Below are 18,332 nucleotides of genomic sequence, written 5' to 3' on the forward strand. Positions count from 1 at the left end.
GGATCAGTCTTTTTCTTACCACTTATGATAGCTGCCTTTATCGGTTAACAATGGTAAGGCTGTTCCCAATCTTTTATAACAAACACATTAAACCTTTCCACATGCAGAAAGTCTACCATAAATCTATATTAGGGATTGCTGTGATGTTCTTTTTTTCATCCTACGGACAGACCAAAGATGGATTAAAAACAGATCCGCAGGAACGCGAAATCCAGGCTTTTCAGAAAAAAGTACAGGATTATACACAAAAGCAAAAAAATGAAATTCAAAGGCTTAAAGGCTTGGGTCATAAAGAATTCATTTCTGAAAATGGGAATGAAAAACAGCTTATAGGAGCTGACGAGAGCGGAAAGCCAATGTATTATACCACTCTTAATGCCGGAGCAGCAAAAATGACAAAGGCTGATAATCTCTATCCGGGCGGCGGAATTGGACTGAATATAACCGGAAACAATATGGTTATTGGTCAGTGGGATTATTCCAAGCCAAGAATAACCCATCAGTTATTAACCGGAAAAATCAATACTTATGATACTTCACAAAATCAAACCATTTCCCGGCATAGTACTAATATAGCGGGGACATTGGCAGGGAATAACGGTGAGGCCGAAGCCAGGGGAATTGCTTACGAAGCAAAAATCAATGCTTATGACTGGGTAAATGATGTTCAGGAAATGCTCTCCGAAGCCTATAACGGTACAACAGGAATATTAGTTGCCAATAACAGTTATGGTTTCGACCCTATGTATCTCCAGACCTATCAATTCGGGAAATATAATGTAACCGCTCAGTCCTGGGATAATCTGATGTATTTAAAACCCTATCTGCAAATTGTAAAGGCAGCGGGAAATGCAAGAGAAATAGATCCCGGTATTGTCCCTCAGGTTTCTGCAAAAAATGGATACGACTTGCTCGAAGGAGCAGGAGTTGCCAAAAACGTTCTGGTTGTGGCTTCAGCAAAGAAGAATATAAATATGAGTTCTGATGAAGCGTTTGATATTTCAGCATTCAGCAGCTATGGACCTACAGATGACGGAAGGATAAAACCTGATATCTGTGCTCCTGGAGAAAATATATATTCATCCATTGAAACATATGACGCAGCATATGGCACCTACAGAGGAACCTCTTCGGCAGCTGCTGTTGTTTCCGGGATTATTACACTCCTTCAGCAATACTATAAATCTGTAAGCCCGTCACAAAAGTATATGCTTTCTTCTACAGTAAGAGCATTACTGGCCCATACCGCAAATGATAAAGGAAGTGAAGGCCCCGATTATATATACGGTTGGGGTCTGGCAGATGCAAAAAGAGCATCTGAAGCCATTTATAATAATATTGAGGGAATTATTAATAATGAAAAAAAATCAACATTAATAAAAGAAGTTACTTTAAATCAAGGGAATAAATATACTCTGTATGTGGTTCCCTATGAAACCACTCAGCCATTATCTGCTACAATTTCATGGACGGACCCTCAGGGAAATACCGTGAATAATGTGGTAGACCTCAGCAATCCGAATGTAATTAATGATTTGGATTTAAAAATTGTAAAAATAAATGCGAACGGAACGGAAAGTACATACTACCCGTGGAAATTGGGGGGGATGAGCAATCTGACAGGAGCTGCAACGAATACATCAACAAACGATGTAGATACCATAGAAAGGGTTGATATTAAGAATCCTGAGAAAGTAACCTATAAGATTATTGTTTCTCCAAAAACAAATACAACTCCTTTGTTACCAAATGGGAATCAGACATTTTCAATTGTAGTTTCGAATGTAGATTTCTGCTATAAAGAAGATCTGAAAACCCTTGTAAGCCCTGCAGATGACATTACAACAACTCAGACAATATTAGCGAAACAGATCGTTGCAAGCAATAAAGTCATTGCTCCGGTACAAGGTGTTGAATATATCGCATCCAGGGATATTCTTTTACTTCCAGGATTCCAGGTTGAGCAGGGAGCTGGTTTTCATGCTTTTATAACACCATGTTTTGATATTATTTCTGCTTTCAGGTATATGGCGCAGCAAAGGGTTGGTGCAGGAGCTCTTTCCACAACCAGCAACAGTGTGGCGCTCGAGCATTTTACCCTGTTCCCAAATCCGGCAAAAGAAGAAGTAAATATCAGATTTTTCCTACAGAGCGAATCTGCAATCAAAATTTCAGTATATGACGCTTCAGGTAAGTTGGTATCAACGGATCAGAGCTCTACGAAATTTCCAAAAGGAGAATTCATAAAGACAATAGATACAAGATCTTTTTCTCAGGGAATCTATATGGTTTCTATAGAAACTGCAGAATATAAGGAAACAAAAAAACTGATAATAAAATAAAAACGCTTTACATGAAAAAAATATTTACGGTTCTCAGCGTTTTACTTGTCTGTATTTCGAATGCCCAGTCTCCCGGCGGAGTAGGAGGTACAAGTGTTTGGTATAAAACCAACTCGCTTCAGACCCCTTCTCTGATATATCAGGATTACAGCGGCAACCAGCATCAGATACAAGCTTTAACAGGAGCCAATAAACCGGCCTATTCATTACTTAATTATAATGAATGTTTAAATTTTGATGGAACAGATGATTTTTTAAAGTTTCCTTTTGTGATAGAAACAATGGATAAGCTGAATTTTTTCACCGCTTATCAGAACAAGAATCCCACACAGGAATCTGCTTTGTTTACAACAGATAATACAGATGAGAAAGAGCTGTTTTACAGTACTAAAAATGTTTTCAGATATAATAATGATCAGATTAATTTCATTAATACCAGTACAATAGATACTCTGGCTTCTTTCAGTCTCTACTCAAAGTTTGGAACCCCTTCAGCTAAAATCACTAAAGTTATAGGTAAAACCGGGCTTTCATCAATGTATATCGGAAAAGATGAAGGAAGCCATCAATGGCAAAACTTTAAGGGAAAGCTTCCTGAGTTTTTTGCTTACGGAAAGATTCTTACCCTTAATGAAAGAAACAGGGTGAATTCCTATCTGGCTGTAAAATATGCCATTACCATGCCTTATACGGAATACCTGAGTTCTAAAAATAAAAAAATCTGGAGACAGGCCGATTTTAATGATTATCCCGCCCGTATCACGGGTATTGCAAGAGACGGATATTCAGATCTTTATCAAAAACAGGCTACCAGCTCATCAGAACCTAAAAGACTGATTATTGCAGCAAAGAAATTAGTGGCAGACAACAGGTCAAATGATGCTCAATTTGCAGATCAGAGTTTTTTGATCTGGGGTGATAATAAAAAGCCCCTGGAGCTGGATAATGATACTTTCGGATATCAATTGTTAAAAAGAAAATGGAAAGCGAGATTTACCTCTGAAAACTCACAAACAATTCCAACGGAAGTGGTTTTTTCCATTAAAGATATTATTCAGCAAATTCCGGCAGATAAAAAACTTTGGCTCCTGGTGGATAGAACAGGGCAGGGAAATTTTAATTCCTCCAATATTGAAGCCTATCCAATGGATCATATTGATAATGATCAGGGTGTGCATTTTAAAGATGTTGTTTTTGATCAGGACTTATCAGGAACGGATGTTTTTTCATTTGCTTTAGGAAATAAGATTTTATCTATCTACGAGATTACCCAGCCTACATGTACCGTTACAAACGGAACGCTTAATTTAAATATTAAAGGAGGGAAAGCCCCGTTTAATGTGGCTCTTACCGGTAACGGGACTTCGCAGAATATCACCGTTCAGACTTCACAGGTATCATTTCCGAACTTAGCAATCGGCAATTATCACCTGGTAATTAAAGATGCTGATAATAATGTGACATCCTATGACTTTTCAGTCAGCGATTTCAGTACTATTAATTTAGACCTTGGTCCGGATGTGGCAATTTCTTCAGGAAATGCGGCCCAGTTTAATGCATCCTCACACATTACAGATCCTCATGCTGTATACTCATGGACTTCTGATAACGGATTTACGAGCAGCTCTCCGGAAATTAATGTTTATGAACCGGGCGAATACACTGTAACGGTAACAACATCAGATGGATGCATTAAAAAAGATACGGTAAAAGTGACAAGAAAACGTGAAAACGGAATTGTAATTTACCCTAATCCGGTACCTAAAGGACAGCAGTTTACCATCAGAATTATTTCAGATAAAATAGAAACGGTAGATATAAAAATCCATGACGGATCGGGAAGATTGGTAAAAACCATACAGGACAAAGGCAAGGATTATTATGAAATAAAAGATACGCTTCCAACAGAAGGGGTATACTTAATTATCGTTAAGACTTCGTCTGAAATCAAAGTATTCAAGCTAATTGTACAAAACTAATATCATGTCCAGGGCAATCCCGATAAAAAAGGAAAGCCCTGGAAAAAAAATACATATAAAAGAATGAAAAGATCTTTATTAAGCGTCTTAAGAACGAATACGAAACTTCTTAATTCAATTATATTTTTCACTTGCTGGTCCCAGGTTCATGCCCATGCTAATTCATATTATCTGAGTAAGCAGGAAAGCGTGGTGCCCATAATGAAAATTGATGATGCATTAAGAAACAATACGAATAAAGAAATTTCCGGTGATAATGTTACTGAAGATTCTAAAGTATCCGATAATATTCCGGAAAGTAGTTTTGATGGAAAGAATAAGAATTCAACCAATAGAATGCCTGTTCCTGTTACCAAAACGATCAGCAGTAAGGCATCTGTATCTGCATCCAATGAAAAAAGGTACTATATTTCTGATATCAGAGAAGGGATAATAGGAACGAATGCAGAACATCCGATTGATCAGATCTATGATAATGTCTTTACGATTTCTGTAGATGAAGAAATCAATCCTGCTTATCAGTATACCTTAGAATATGATCTGTATGGCGTCGACAGTTATAAACAGGTCAGTAAAGTCATCAATGATGATCTGGCAGTGGGAGGCAAGAATGTCGGGAAAAATTCTGATTGGACACATCAATCAGAGCCTATTGCAAACCAGTCTGTCAGAAAGGGAAAAAACACGGTAATTTTTACATTACCTCACCTGTCAGATTACAGTTATAAAGTAAGAAACCTTAGGATCGGAATTTCCAATAAGAAACAGAACCTTGAAACTGCAATTGAAGCAAAATATAATGCCCAGTCTGTTTCAAAATTTGTTGGAAGTATAGGCAATGCCGAAAAGCTTAGCCTGAGCTCAGCTGAATTAAACATTCCGCAAGGAGCTCTTAAAAGTGCAGAAGTTTTCTCAATTACTGCGCTTAGAGATATAGATATGCCTGCACTAACTCCGGAAATGGTCAATGTGACCTCAGACAATGCAGGATATAGGTTCCTTCCTCATGGAAATCATTTCTCGGCTCCGGCAAAAGTATCTTTGGGATACGACAAAAAGAAAATACCTACCGGATATACGGAACAGGATATCAAAACCTTTTATTTTGACACAACAGAGAAAAAGTGGATTGCTTTAGACAAAGACAGTGTCAATGTACAGCAGAATATTTTAGTGTCAAAGACCACTCACTTTACCGATATGGTAAACGGGGTTTTAAAAGTTCCTGAATCTCCGGAAACAGGAAGCTATGCCCCGAACTCTATCAAAGATATCAAAGCGGCCAATCCTTCTGAAGGAATTGTAAGTATTGCCCCGCCATCTCCTAATAGTATGGGAAGTGTTACAACAAGCTTTCCAATCAAACTTCCTGCCGGTAGAGCAGGAATGCAGCCGTCTTTAGGGGTAAGCTACAGCAGTGAAGGAGGAAATAGCTGGATGGGACTCGGTTGGGATATGTCTATCCCTGCTGTAACGATTGATACAAGATGGGGAGTACCAACATATGGAGATTTTGATGGAGATACAGTTGATGATGGAATTGAAACTGAAATTTATTCATTAGGAGGCGAGCAGCTTACCTTTGAAGTGAGCCCGGGCGTTTTTGCCATACCAAACAGAAATGAAGGGTTTAATAAGCCAAGGCAACCGAACAGACAGTTTTACCCTAGAATTGAAGGATCTTATAATAAAATCATAAGAGAAGGTGCTACTTCCGATAGATATGTTTGGGTGGTAACATCAAAAGACGGAACCAAATCTTATTTTGGAGGAGATGAAACGGGAGTAAAAGATAATGCCGTATTAAGAGATATCAATGGAAATATAGGGCATTGGGCTTTATATAAAACAATTGATACGAATGGGAACTATGTGTTATACACTTATGATAAATCGACATATTCGGGAAATCCGGGAACTGGAGGTCAGGAATTACACATTTCTGAAATAGATTATACATTACATACCTCGCAAAACCCGGCAAAAAAGTATAAAGTTTTATTTACAACAACTTCCGGAAGAGAGGATGTCCAGATTAATGGGCGACTAGGATTTCTTCAGATAGAATCAAAGAGATTAACCAAAGTAGAAGTTAAATATGACGATGAAAATGTAAGAAGCTATGAGTTTGAATACAAAAATGATGATAAAACATTCAGAAAATCCCTGTTAAAAAGCATAACGGAGAAAGATGCGGCAGGCGCTGTTTTCTATACTAACAAGATAGAATATAATGAAGCTCCTGATGCGGCCAATATGTTTGGTGCACCCATAAACTGGGGAGCCCCGGATCATGCCAATTTTCCCGGCTTGCTTTCATCAGGGCAATTATTCCAGGGGTATACGATGCTTTCCGGGAGTCAGGGAAAATCTACAGGAACAAACTTTGGAATTAGTGTTGGGGCATATAATTTATCCTCTCCTCCCACAAGTGATACCAGCTTATTTAGTTTCAGAAAAGGAACGGTAGGAGCTCATGGATCTATTACCAATTCGTCCTCAGAAAATCAGATTACTCTAATAGATATAGATGGAGATAACCTGGCGGACAGAGTATATCAGAATAACGGAGTTATTTCTTACTCTAAAAATTTATCAACGGCAACAAACGGGGTTCAGGCATTTGGACCTGTGGTGAATGTTGGAAATTTACAGGATATAGGAAAGTCCAAAAATTCATCCTGGGGAGTAGGTATAGATGCCAATTTTGGTGGCGGAAGTCTTGGATTCGACTATTCCAATAGTACAAATACCACCTCATCCTATTTTATGGATTTCAATAATGATGGGTTAGTAGATTTTGTTAAAAATGGGAAAGTATACTTCAACAGTCTTGTAGGAAATGTTCCTTCATTTGATCCTAATAGTGGATTGACGCCATATCCTATTAATGTTACAGCGACCGGTGTGCAGCCTTCTGTCTCATTGTTTGATGATCAGGATAAAGCAGAGAAAAAGATGATGCTGGAACAAAATCCACTGCATGACGTTGTTCGCGTGTGGGTTGCTCCAAAATCCGGAACTATTACAGTTAAAAATGCTTTCAAACTGAATCAGATATCATGTAATCCGGAAGAAGACTGTAGTAAAGCAGATGGGGTTGCAGTCTCTTTTCAGTATAAGAATAATGATCCGCTAGTTAATAATATCAATGCAGGGGATTATAGTTTGCATTCTTTTGGGGACCAGGTGATAAATATTGGAAAAGGAGAAAAATTATATTTCAGAGTTTCTTCTAAATATGACGGGACAATGGATCAGGTCACATGGAATCCTGAGATCGCCTATTCAACCCCAAATATTCCAGCTGTTGATAGTGATAACAGAGACTTGTCAACCTACAAATCACAGGAAGATTTTGTAAATTCCGGTACCAGCTCTTTCATGGTAGGAAATGCCGGGACATTAAATTTATATTTAAACAAAGCAATCCCACTGTCAGATGATGCTAAAATATTTCTGACAATCAATGATGTGGATTATCCTCAGTTCCCAATGACTATTGCCTCTGGCTCTACTTATAACAATAGTGTCATTGGTTCACAGGTGAATTTAAATCCTAATGATAAAGTATCTGTAAAAGTATATACTGATACCCAGATCGATTGGTCAAACTTTAAATTAATTCCTGAATTTACCGAAACTTCAACTGGTGAAAAGACCTATTTGCAGGTAGAGTACAGTATGTATAATGACAGAGGAAATTTTGTAACCTATGCAACCCAATCAGGAGATATAGGGAAAAAGATTTCTGTAAAAGCATCATCCCTTCCTAATTTTAACGGGAAAAGCGGAAAGGTTGTTATCTCTGCAAAAATTAAAAATAAATTATTAACCAAGACAGTTTATAATGTTGTTAATGGTAATGTAACTCCGGTTTTTGGAACACCATATACTATAGTTTCTCAGGATTTAAATGAGAATATATACCTGGAAACAACAGTAAGTAGTGACGATAGAGACTTTATCAATAATATAACCAGCATTAGCGGCACTCTGATAAATAATGGTCTCAATTATATAGACAATCCGAATAACTTATCAGTACAGTTGTCCGGTTCAAATACAGTGCAGCAGACAGGAACAATTGTAATCAGTCAGGCTACAATGCTGAAGTTTGAATTAGGAAATTATGTTGCAGGAACATCAGCAACCCTTGGTATAAATACATTTTTCCCTAACGGAACTTTATCCGGGCAATCGGGAATGCCTGTATACTCGGAAACCATGCTGAATCCGGGAACCTATACCTATACGCTGACATTTTCTCCTGGTGGAGCGCCTTCAGCATTTACAAAATTATATATTGAAAATCCGGGCAGTGAAACTACCATAACCAGTTTTACAAATTCACCGCCGCATAAACCGGTTCTGGGACCGCAAACACCAACATCTGCGTTAAACTCAAATGAATATGACAGCAGATTTGGTATACTGTATCGCGGGTGGGGTGGATTTATCCTGAATGGGAATAATCTAAGCAAGAATACAGTTGTAGAAGCCTATGACATTAACAATAACTTTGCTAATGGAGGAACTGTTGCGGAAATGAAAGTTGATGAAACCCGCCTGAAACTAAGCAATGCCTATGGTACAGATCCGGGTACAAACCCTACAATTAACAACCCTACAGTTGATCCTAACGGAAATGTTACGATTGTAGATAATGATGGAGCATTATCAAAGAACTATTTCCTGACCATCAATTCAAATGTTAATAATACTGATAAGGGAAGATTAATAGATGTAGATCCAAGCATATATATTTCTCAAAATACAATCAATGCTTCCCGTTTAGGAGTACATAATATAGATTCTAATTTTAATAACAATTCATTAAGCCAGGCTGTCGGGTCTGAGCTGAATGCACCGAATATTCAGCTTAAAAATCAAAGTATAAGTGTTGGTGCGGGAGCAAGTGCGGGCTTTGCCGGAGTGAACGTATCCCAAACTATTTTCTCTGAAAATAAATCTGTACGAAATGTTTTAGATTATAATGGAGACGGATTTCCGGATGATTTCAATAAAACCAATGTGAAAATTACACATCCTGTAGGGTTTTTATCAGGAAATTCTTTAAACGTGGGAAGCCAGTCTATTTCAAAAGCCAGCTCCACAGGTCTTTCATCAAGTTATTCATTTGTACATGGTGAATCTACAAGAATGGCCTTTATACAGACGACTGGAGAAAAATCAAAAAGCAGAGCGTTTAATAATTCATTAATAGAAAGTTCAGTTAAAAGTAAAGTTGCCGCAACAAAATTATCTGTCAGCGCAAATGGAGAAACATCTAGTGAGCATTCAAAGCAGACATTTCTAGATATTAATGGAGACGGTCTTCCGGATAAATTTAATACAAATAATTTTGAACTGAATATCGGAAACGGATTTGCAGGAAATGATTCCTGGGGGTCAGATATCAAACCAGAAGGTGTAGGAAATGGATTTGGACTGGGAGGAGGAATCAGTTTATTCAGAGGAAGCTTTGAATTTGGACTTAACTTCAGTTCTAATACAGGAACAACAACGAAAGAACTGGTTGACATTAATGGTGACGGATTAGCAGATAAGGTTTTATATTCAGGAAATACTGCGACAGTATATCTTAATTTAGGGGATAGAATGTCCAGCACGCCACTTAACTTAAGCTTTCAAAATGTAAATGATATTCATAAAGATATATCTATCAGTGTTGGAGGAAATGCAGCAGGAACTATTTTAATTCCTATTCCTATTGTTGCAGGAGTAAGCGGGCTGAAGCTGAACGTGACTTTAGGCGTTTCGAAAGGAAATTCAACCTCAAGATCCCATGCTACATTCAGAGATATGAATGGAGATGGCTATCCTGATTTTGTAAAATCTGATGATACAGATAATATTACTGTACAACTAAACCAAATTGGTACGACCAACCTTCTTAAAAAAGTAACCACACCAATGGGCGGTTCCTGGGAAGTTGATTATGAAAGAGTAGGAAACACCTATAATATGCCTCAAAGTAAATACGTATTAAAAAGCGTAATTACTAATGACGGATTTACCGGGGATAATGCTTACAGTCCGGATGTATCAAAAGTTACGGTAAATTATGAAGAACCTTATCACAGCCGAAGAGAGAGAACTTTTTATGGATTTGGGAGTGTAACTATCAACCAAATTGACACAAAACAAGGAGGAGCTGCTTCAAATGTAGTTTATAGAAAAACCATTCAAGCCTTTAATAATACAAATTACTATTTAAAAGGAACTTTGTTTATTGAAAGACTTGTTGATTCTAATAATAAATTATGGACGGAGAAAAATAATCAATATAGCCTTAGATATATTAAGAATGTTAATTCTGATGAGCTTCCTTTAGAAAAAGAGGATGAAAAAACAGCAAATAATTATGCTTACTTTGTTTCAGCAGACATTTCAATATCTAATTTTTATGAAGGACAAGCGGCTCCAGGGAAATCGACCTCAACAACTATTGTAGGTTATGACCAATGGGGTGATGCCACTAATATAATTGATACTGGAGACCAACAGATAGGAGTTTCTACTGATGGAATATATACTTTAGTACAATATTCCAATGTTGATCCATCAGGATATGTAATTAGGCCAATTTCTGTAAAAAATACTCCAATTATAGGTAACAGCTTTACCAGAGAGAAAAAAGCAGAATATAACGCTAATGGTAATCTTTCTAAGATGACGGTTCTTAATCAGGGTGTGAATTACTCCGTTTATGATTTTGAGTACGATGTTTATGGAAATATAACTAAATCCACAGGACCTGCAAATGTGCAGAACCAAAGATTCTTCCAGCAATATACTTATGATGATAATGTAAAAACCTACCCGGTAAAAGTTCAGGATGCTTTCGGATACAGCAGCAAAACCCAGTATGATTTCCGTTTCGGAGTGCCTACTTATACTGAGGACATGAACCTTCAGCCAATGAAATATGTATATGATGCCAAAGCAAGAACTACTGAAATTACAGGGCCTTACGAATTATTTAACAATATTCCATGGACTATAAAATTTGAATACAATCCGATTACGGATGCTCCGCTTAATGCAACAAATGCACAGTCTTTTGCGACAACAAAACATTATGATCCGGAATATACAGACAGCACCATTAATACCATTACCATTGCAGATGGTTTTGGAGGGGCGGTTCAGGTGAAGAAAACAGGAGACATTCACAATGAAGGATTAAAATATATTGTGGCTGGTAAAGTAGAAGAAGATGCATTCGGAAGATCTTTAAAAACATACTATCCGACAACAGAAAGTATTGGAGCAGGAAACACTCAGTATAATGCATCAGTAGATAATATAGAACCTACGATTAATCAGTATGATGTATTAGATAGGGTTGTGTATACTAAACTCCCTGGAGAAAACTTATTCTCAACCGTTACTTACAGTTTTGGAACAGACGTTCAGGGAAGAAATATGTTTGAAACGATTTTCAAGGATGAATTGGGAAGCATTAAGAAAACATATACTGACATCAAAGGAAGAACAACTTCGGTTCATGAAGTTTCAAACACCGGGGATATCAAAACTCAGTTTACCCATGATGCTATCGGCGAAATTCTTCAGGTAAAAGATGTAAATGGTAATATTACAACATCCGTTTATGATGATTTGGGAAGAAGGGTTTCTTACACTCACCCTGATAGTGGAGTGACCACTTACAAGTATGATCCGGCAAATAACATGACTTCCAAAACCAATGCAGCCAATGAAACGGTAGAATATCAATATGATTATTCAAGGCTGAAAGAAGTTAAATATCCTTTATATCCGGAAAACAACGTAAAATATTACTACGGAAATGCATTGGATGCTTCAGCAATGGACAATAATGCAGTAGGAAGATTATGGTATCAGACAGATGCGACAGGAACGCAGTATCTGAAATACGGAAGGCTGGGTGAACTTACTTATCAAAGACGTTCAGTTGCAGTACCTGGAGCACAGGTTTACTGGTTCGGAACAGAATGGCAGTATGATACCTGGAACCGTGTGAAAACCATTACGTATCCGGATGGAGAAAAATTAACGTACAAATACAACAGAGCGGGTAACTTAAATAATGTTGCCTCTGTAAAAGACGGTAATTCCTATCCGATGATCAATAGTCTTGGATATGATAAATTTGAACAGAGAGTATACCTGAAAAATGGAAACGGTACGGAAACAACGTATGAATACGAGACAAACCGTAGAAGACTGCTGAAAATGTATGCTCAAAATACCAATACCAACAGGTTCTTCATGCAGAACGTATACCAGTATGATGTGGTATCTAACGTAATGCAAGTTCATAACAATGCCCCTGTCGTAAATGGTCTTTTAGGAGGAGGAACCAATTATGCATTCGGTTATGATGACTTGTACCGTCTGACTTCGGCTTCAGGAAACTGGAGAGGTATTAATACGCAGGCTCAGGAAGAACGTCACCGATATACCGTTGCCATGTCTTATGATAATATGCACAATATCATGAGCAAAACCCAGAAGCATGAATGGACGACAGGTGCAAGCAACAATAACTGGACGGCAATGGAGCCAACCTCTTACAGACTAAACTATAAGTATGAAAATTCTTCACATCCACACGCCCCTACAACCATTGTAGATGAACCTAATTTGGTACCATCGTCTACATGTTGCAATCCGGATGATCCGGGAGTGAAGTTCCAACATTATAAATATGATGCTAAAGGAAATCCTACGACTATTGAACAGGAAACATGTACTTATATTGAAGCAAAAGCGGTATATCAGTGGGATGAAGAAAATCGCCTTCGTTTTGTAGATACCAATCCTTCTACTCCTGAAGTTGACGGGGCAGCGATCTACACTTATGATGCGGGAGGAGAAAGAATTATTAAAGATGTGATGTATTCAGGAATGCTTTTCAGAACAAGAGCAGAACAGACAAATACATGGCCACAGACACTTATGACATACCATTCAGCAACTATTTACCCGAATGGACTGTTGACGATGAACCTTTATTTTGATAGTCTTGGAGGTGTATCACTTCCTCGTTATACAAAACATTATTATGCAGGAAGCCAAAGAATAGTAACTAAGAATGGAACAAGCGATAATATTGGAGTTTTTGATTGTAACTGGCTGATCATTCCGTTTTCAGGAAGTACCCCGCCGATTAATCCGGTCAATACATCAAATACCATTCTGCAGGCAGCTACTCAGGCTACTCTTGCGGTAATGCAGCAGAATAATATCACGCCACCACCTAATTACGGACAGAATGCAGGATACAATGGAGCTTGTGTTAATGATTATGTTGGAGATAAAGAAAAAGAAATCTATTGGTTCCATCCGGATCATTTAGGTTCCAGCAGCTTTATTACAGGTGCAGACGGAGAAGTAACCCAGAATATAGAATACTTCCCAAGTGGCGAAACCTTTGTGGAAAACCACAGAAACAGTAACTATAGCCCATATAAATTTAATGGCAAGGAACTTGATGCTGAAACTGGGTACTATTATTATGGAGCGAGGTATTATAATCCTAGAATTTCTCTATGGTTGAATGTGGATCCGTTGGCGGAACAAACAATGGAGCCTTATATTTATTGTGGAAACCACCCTATTAATTACATTGATCCTGATGGAAATTTTAGATTACCAGCAAATGCTACGAGAGAGCAAAAAAGATTATATAAAGAGGCAATAAAAACTATAAAAGCGGTGTTTCGAGATTCAGGATTTCGAGGAGCGTTCAAAGAGAAATTTGGTGTAGATGATAAAATGATACAGACAATGCTCAAAGATGGAGATGGGCCCACTGTTATAATGAATGAAAGTTTACTTGATTTGGGGAATTTTGATCCAGATGATCCCAATGTTATTAAAATAGATTCTGGCGTAGTAAACACGGTTTCAAAAAATAAAGGAAATAAAAAGTATATTGATAATTTAGCAGAAATTATAATTCATGAAGGTGGTCATTGGGCAGACTATGCAATTGACCATGTTTCCAAGGAAAAGGACCCACTTTTTAAGAAGAGTCTTAAATCAAAAGGTGTTAAGGGTGATATAGGAGATAATTGGGAAATTATTTATTTTGGAACAGATCTTCAATTTTCTGCTTCTGATCGTGATATAATTAGTGAAAAGTTTGATGGATTTAGGAGGAATAATGCTGCAAAAGATTTTAGGCAACAACGTGAAATCAGGGACTTGAAATCAGAAAAAAAGCCATCTATTTTAGATATTTATAAAAAACCAAAAGATAATTTGCGAACAGGAAATCGTTAAAGAGGATGTTATTAATCTAAAATTTCCAAATAGTATGAATTTTAAAACTAAAATAGTTATGATTTTATTATCCTCTTTATTAATTACGAATTGTAAGGAGGAAATGAAAAAATGTGTAAGTCAATCAACCGATACTAATGTAAAACTATATAATGATTTAACAGATCAGTTGATACCTTATTTTTTTAGAGAAGATTATTTAGGTGAAAAAAGATATTTTGATAGTTTAAGAGTTCATGATGATGATTTATATATCGAAGAGAAGACAAAAGCGCACAACGAACTTTTTAATCATCCTGAAAAATTTTGCAATTTGTATATAGATTCTACTAAAAATAAAAATACATATTTCGGGACACATAATACCGAAGTTTATTTAAGACGCATAAAAAGAACGAAGGATTCTTTTAAAGACTTTTCTAATAATCCAGATATTAAAAATTTAAGCATACGAAGTTCTATAAAAGCAAATCAATTTAATTTGTGTACCGCAAAAGTCCTAGATCTGGCAGAGTATGATAAACATACAAATGAATGTGAGATAGGAGTAGTATATTTTTCAGAGATTGTATTTGATCCTTCTAAAAGAAGAGCATTAGTTTTTGTTGACCATCGTATAAAAAATTATTTCCATAGAAATGCTGTATTTGAACTAAGATTGAATAATGATAATTATTGGGAAATAGAAGATTCTATGTTAGTGTCAACTTCCTAATTTCCGGATCTTTTCTTTTTTCCCCGCTGCGCAAAGTCTCCCGACTTTGAGTAACGATAAATAGAACAATGAAAAAACCACCGCAAAAGCGGTGGTTTTTTCATTTATAAAATACTTTGAATTTTCCTTTTTGCAATAAAAGCATCAATGACTGAAAAGATGTGGTTACGCCCTGAATAGCTTCAATTGAAAAATAAGGAGGATTAGCAACAATAATATTAAAATGTGGATAAGGTCAATGCTTTTGCCATCGCTGTTTTACCCACATTTTAACATTTACAACAACAGCGACAATACCGAGATAAAAACCACCGGAACCGGAAAATAAATCAATAAGAAAAAAAATATACCTTTGTGAAAGAAAATAGTCCGCTGGTCAGAGCGGACTATCCATAATTAAAATTACTGAAAGTGATTGCGCTACTATTGTTCACGCAGTCACTTTTTTACTTTCCGGTATTTTTAGAAACAATGACAAAACTTATCATCGCTAAAATAACCAGGAGAAGCATCCCTAAAAACAATATAGCATCGTTCATATCGCAAATATAATATCAGGATTTACCAAAAACATTTTTGCTTAATTTATGCGTTTAAACACTCTGTGCAAGCTTTTTCTATAAAGATAAAATATTGTGAAACCGTCTGTGTTCTCTTCTTTTTTGTAAGTAAATATTTTCTACATTTATCATTCAAAAACAAAAATGCCTCCATCAGAAAAAAACATCCCCACCCATCACCTCACCACAGAACAGTTTCAGCTAATGACTCTGGACACAGGCCATCCGGAGAATTTTAATGATATCCACCGGCATAATTTCTTTGAGATCATATGGTTTCGAGAAGTAAGAGAAAACAGCAGTCTGGAATTGGATTTTGAAAGTTATAGCCTCAAAAATAACCAGATCTGTATCATTGCACCCGGACAGGTATTCAATATGAAGTTAAAAGGGGAAAAAGGATATGTACTTGCCGTTAGCAGAGAAATATTCAGAGAAGCGTGCGATATTGAATCTATCTTGACTGGAGGAACAATTCCATTTTTATTGGATGAAGAAAATGAGGCAACCTGTAGTACGGTTATTTCGCTTATAGAAAAAGAATATAAAGGGACAGCAAGGATAGATTTATTAAAAACCTACCTGAGAGCATTCTGTATCATTATAACAGAACAGATCAGCTTGCAGGATCCTTCAATTAATGACAGGCAGCGTATCCATCAGCTGGTAAGCCTGATTGAAGAACATTATACAGCTGAAAAAGATACCCGTTTCTATTCTGATCAGATAAAAATCAGCACCCATCATCTCAACGATATTGTTCGTTTGTCCAGAGGAACGACTGTGAAAAAAATGATTGCTCAGAGACTTGTTTTGGAAGCTAAAAGGGAACTTAGCTTTGGTGCTTTAACCGTTAAAGAAATTGCTTTTAAACTGGGATTCAGCAACGCGTCTTATTTCTCACGTTTTTTCAAAAAACATACCGGCCGGAATCCGGAGGGATTTAAAGAAGGAAAAGCTTAATCTTCAGAAAGTTCTTTTAAATTCATTTTAAAATAATAAGTTTTCATAAAAATTACAAAATGTAATCCTCAGTTTGTGCTGGTCTTCCTTCAGTTACTGTATTGAAAAGCTATGTTTTTTACCGGAATTTTGCCAGGAGAAAAAACGATCTGTGTAGATCGTTGAATGATTGAACCCCTTTATGAGAAACTTAAGTATCGTAGTGTTTATTCTGGCACTGCTCAACACCCTGGAATCACTGAGTATAGATCTTTATCTGCCTGCTTTTCCAAGCATGGCCCAGATTTTTCAAACTGATATCGGACATATCCAGATCTCAATTTCTGTGTTTTTTGCAGGATTTGCTTTCGGACAATTACTTTGGGGACCTTTGTCTGACAGGACAGGACGTAAACCCATGCTGTACTGTGGACTTTTCCTTTTTATTGCAGGTGCTACAGCCATATTTTTTACAGAAAACATTTATATATTATGGGCGATGCGTTTTCTGCAGGCATTCGGTGGAAGTGCTGGAATTGTGATCGGGAGAGCAATCGTCATCGACCTTTATGACAGGCAGAAATCTGTAGCCATATTTTCGCAGCAGTCTCAGATCAGCGGAATTGCTCCTATTGTTGCACCGCTTCTGGGAAGTGTATTTCTTAAATTTTGGGGATGGAACAGTTCGTTTGCTTTTTTAGGAATAATGGGGCTAATTACCTTTTTTATGGTTTATAAATACGTTCCTGAGACCAATTCAAGAACATCTCTTTCTGATCTTCCCGAAGCCGAAAAAGGATTAAAGAACCATTTAAAAACAATTATTTCCAATAAAGAATTCATCAACAGCACGATGATTGGAAGTATTGCCTTCGCTTCCCTGATCATTTATATTTCCAATGCACCGTTTTTATTTATGAAACTTCACGGATTTTCCAGTGGAATCTTCAGCCTGATATTTGGTTTTAATTCATTAGCCTTAATAACCGCTGCATATATTACACCTAAATTAATAAAGAGAATAAGCGATACAAAGCTTTTACTAGCAGCTACCCTTATGCTGTTGATCGTATGCAGCCTGCATATCCTCATCGCTGCCGGAAATCTTTCAGTAGCACTGGAAATTATGATGTTATACCTTTCATTGCTGGCTATAGGAATTCTTTTTCCCATCACTTCTGCTCATGCTTTGTCTCCTTTTAAAGAAGGGCGAGGGACAGCTGCTGCTGTAATGGGTTTTATGCAGCTGATGGTTACTTTTTTACTTTCAGGACTGGCTGGACTTTTAGAAGCAGATTCCATTATGCCAATGGTTATTTTGCGTACAGGCATTGCATTCATTGCGGTTTGGTTTGCTTACCGCTCATTTAAGAATAAAAAAACCTCAGTATAATGAAATTCTAGTAGGTTTGAACTCATGTTGAGTGAAGTACTATTTGTATATTATCATACAGTTTTTCCGTTTGGTCATACTATTTGAGCACTTAATCAAGTA

The 18,332-nt window shown here is 36.9% G+C and carries 6 protein-coding genes; all 6 read left to right on the forward strand.

Translation table 11 applies throughout. The annotated features are described in order from the left end of the window. The first annotated feature begins 101 nt into the window (after nt 1-101). The 6 genes from LC418_RS02300 to LC418_RS02325 all read left to right on the forward strand — a co-directional run bounded on the left by LC418_RS02300 (nt 102) and on the right by LC418_RS02325 (nt 18,230). Nucleotides 102-2,342, forward strand: a complete 2,241-nt coding sequence (locus LC418_RS02300; RefSeq protein ID WP_223557955.1) for a S8 family serine peptidase — start codon at nt 102-104, stop codon at nt 2,340-2,342. 11 nt (nt 2,343-2,353) lie between these two features. Continuing rightward, nucleotides 2,354-4,321 carry a DUF8202 domain-containing protein gene (locus LC418_RS02305; protein WP_223557956.1) on the forward strand — a complete coding sequence of 656 codons (1,968 nt, stop codon included), beginning with the start codon at nt 2,354-2,356 and terminating at the stop codon, nt 4,319-4,321. A 63-nt stretch (nt 4,322-4,384) separates the two neighbouring features. After that, nucleotides 4,385-14,620, forward strand: a complete 10,236-nt coding sequence (locus tag LC418_RS02310; protein WP_223557957.1) for a SpvB/TcaC N-terminal domain-containing protein — start codon at nt 4,385-4,387, stop codon at nt 14,618-14,620. 34 nt (nt 14,621-14,654) lie between these two features. Beyond that, nucleotides 14,655-15,335, forward strand: coding sequence for a hypothetical protein (locus LC418_RS02315; protein ID WP_223557958.1), 681 nt, complete (start codon nt 14,655-14,657; stop codon nt 15,333-15,335). Nucleotides 15,336-16,039: 704 nt separating this feature from the next. Beyond that, nucleotides 16,040-16,858 carry an AraC family transcriptional regulator gene (locus LC418_RS02320; protein ID WP_223557959.1) on the forward strand — a complete coding sequence of 273 codons (819 nt, stop codon included), beginning with the start codon at nt 16,040-16,042 and terminating at the stop codon, nt 16,856-16,858. Between the two features lie 181 nt (nt 16,859-17,039). Then, a complete protein-coding gene (locus LC418_RS02325; RefSeq protein ID WP_223557960.1) occupies nt 17,040-18,230 on the forward strand; it encodes a multidrug effflux MFS transporter in 1,191 nt (396 codons plus the stop codon). Nucleotides 18,231-18,332: the final 102 nt, after the last annotated feature.

The sequence above is a fragment of the Chryseobacterium lathyri genome, from assembly GCF_019970085.1.
GTDB lineage: Bacteria > Bacteroidota > Bacteroidia > Flavobacteriales > Weeksellaceae > Chryseobacterium > Chryseobacterium lathyri.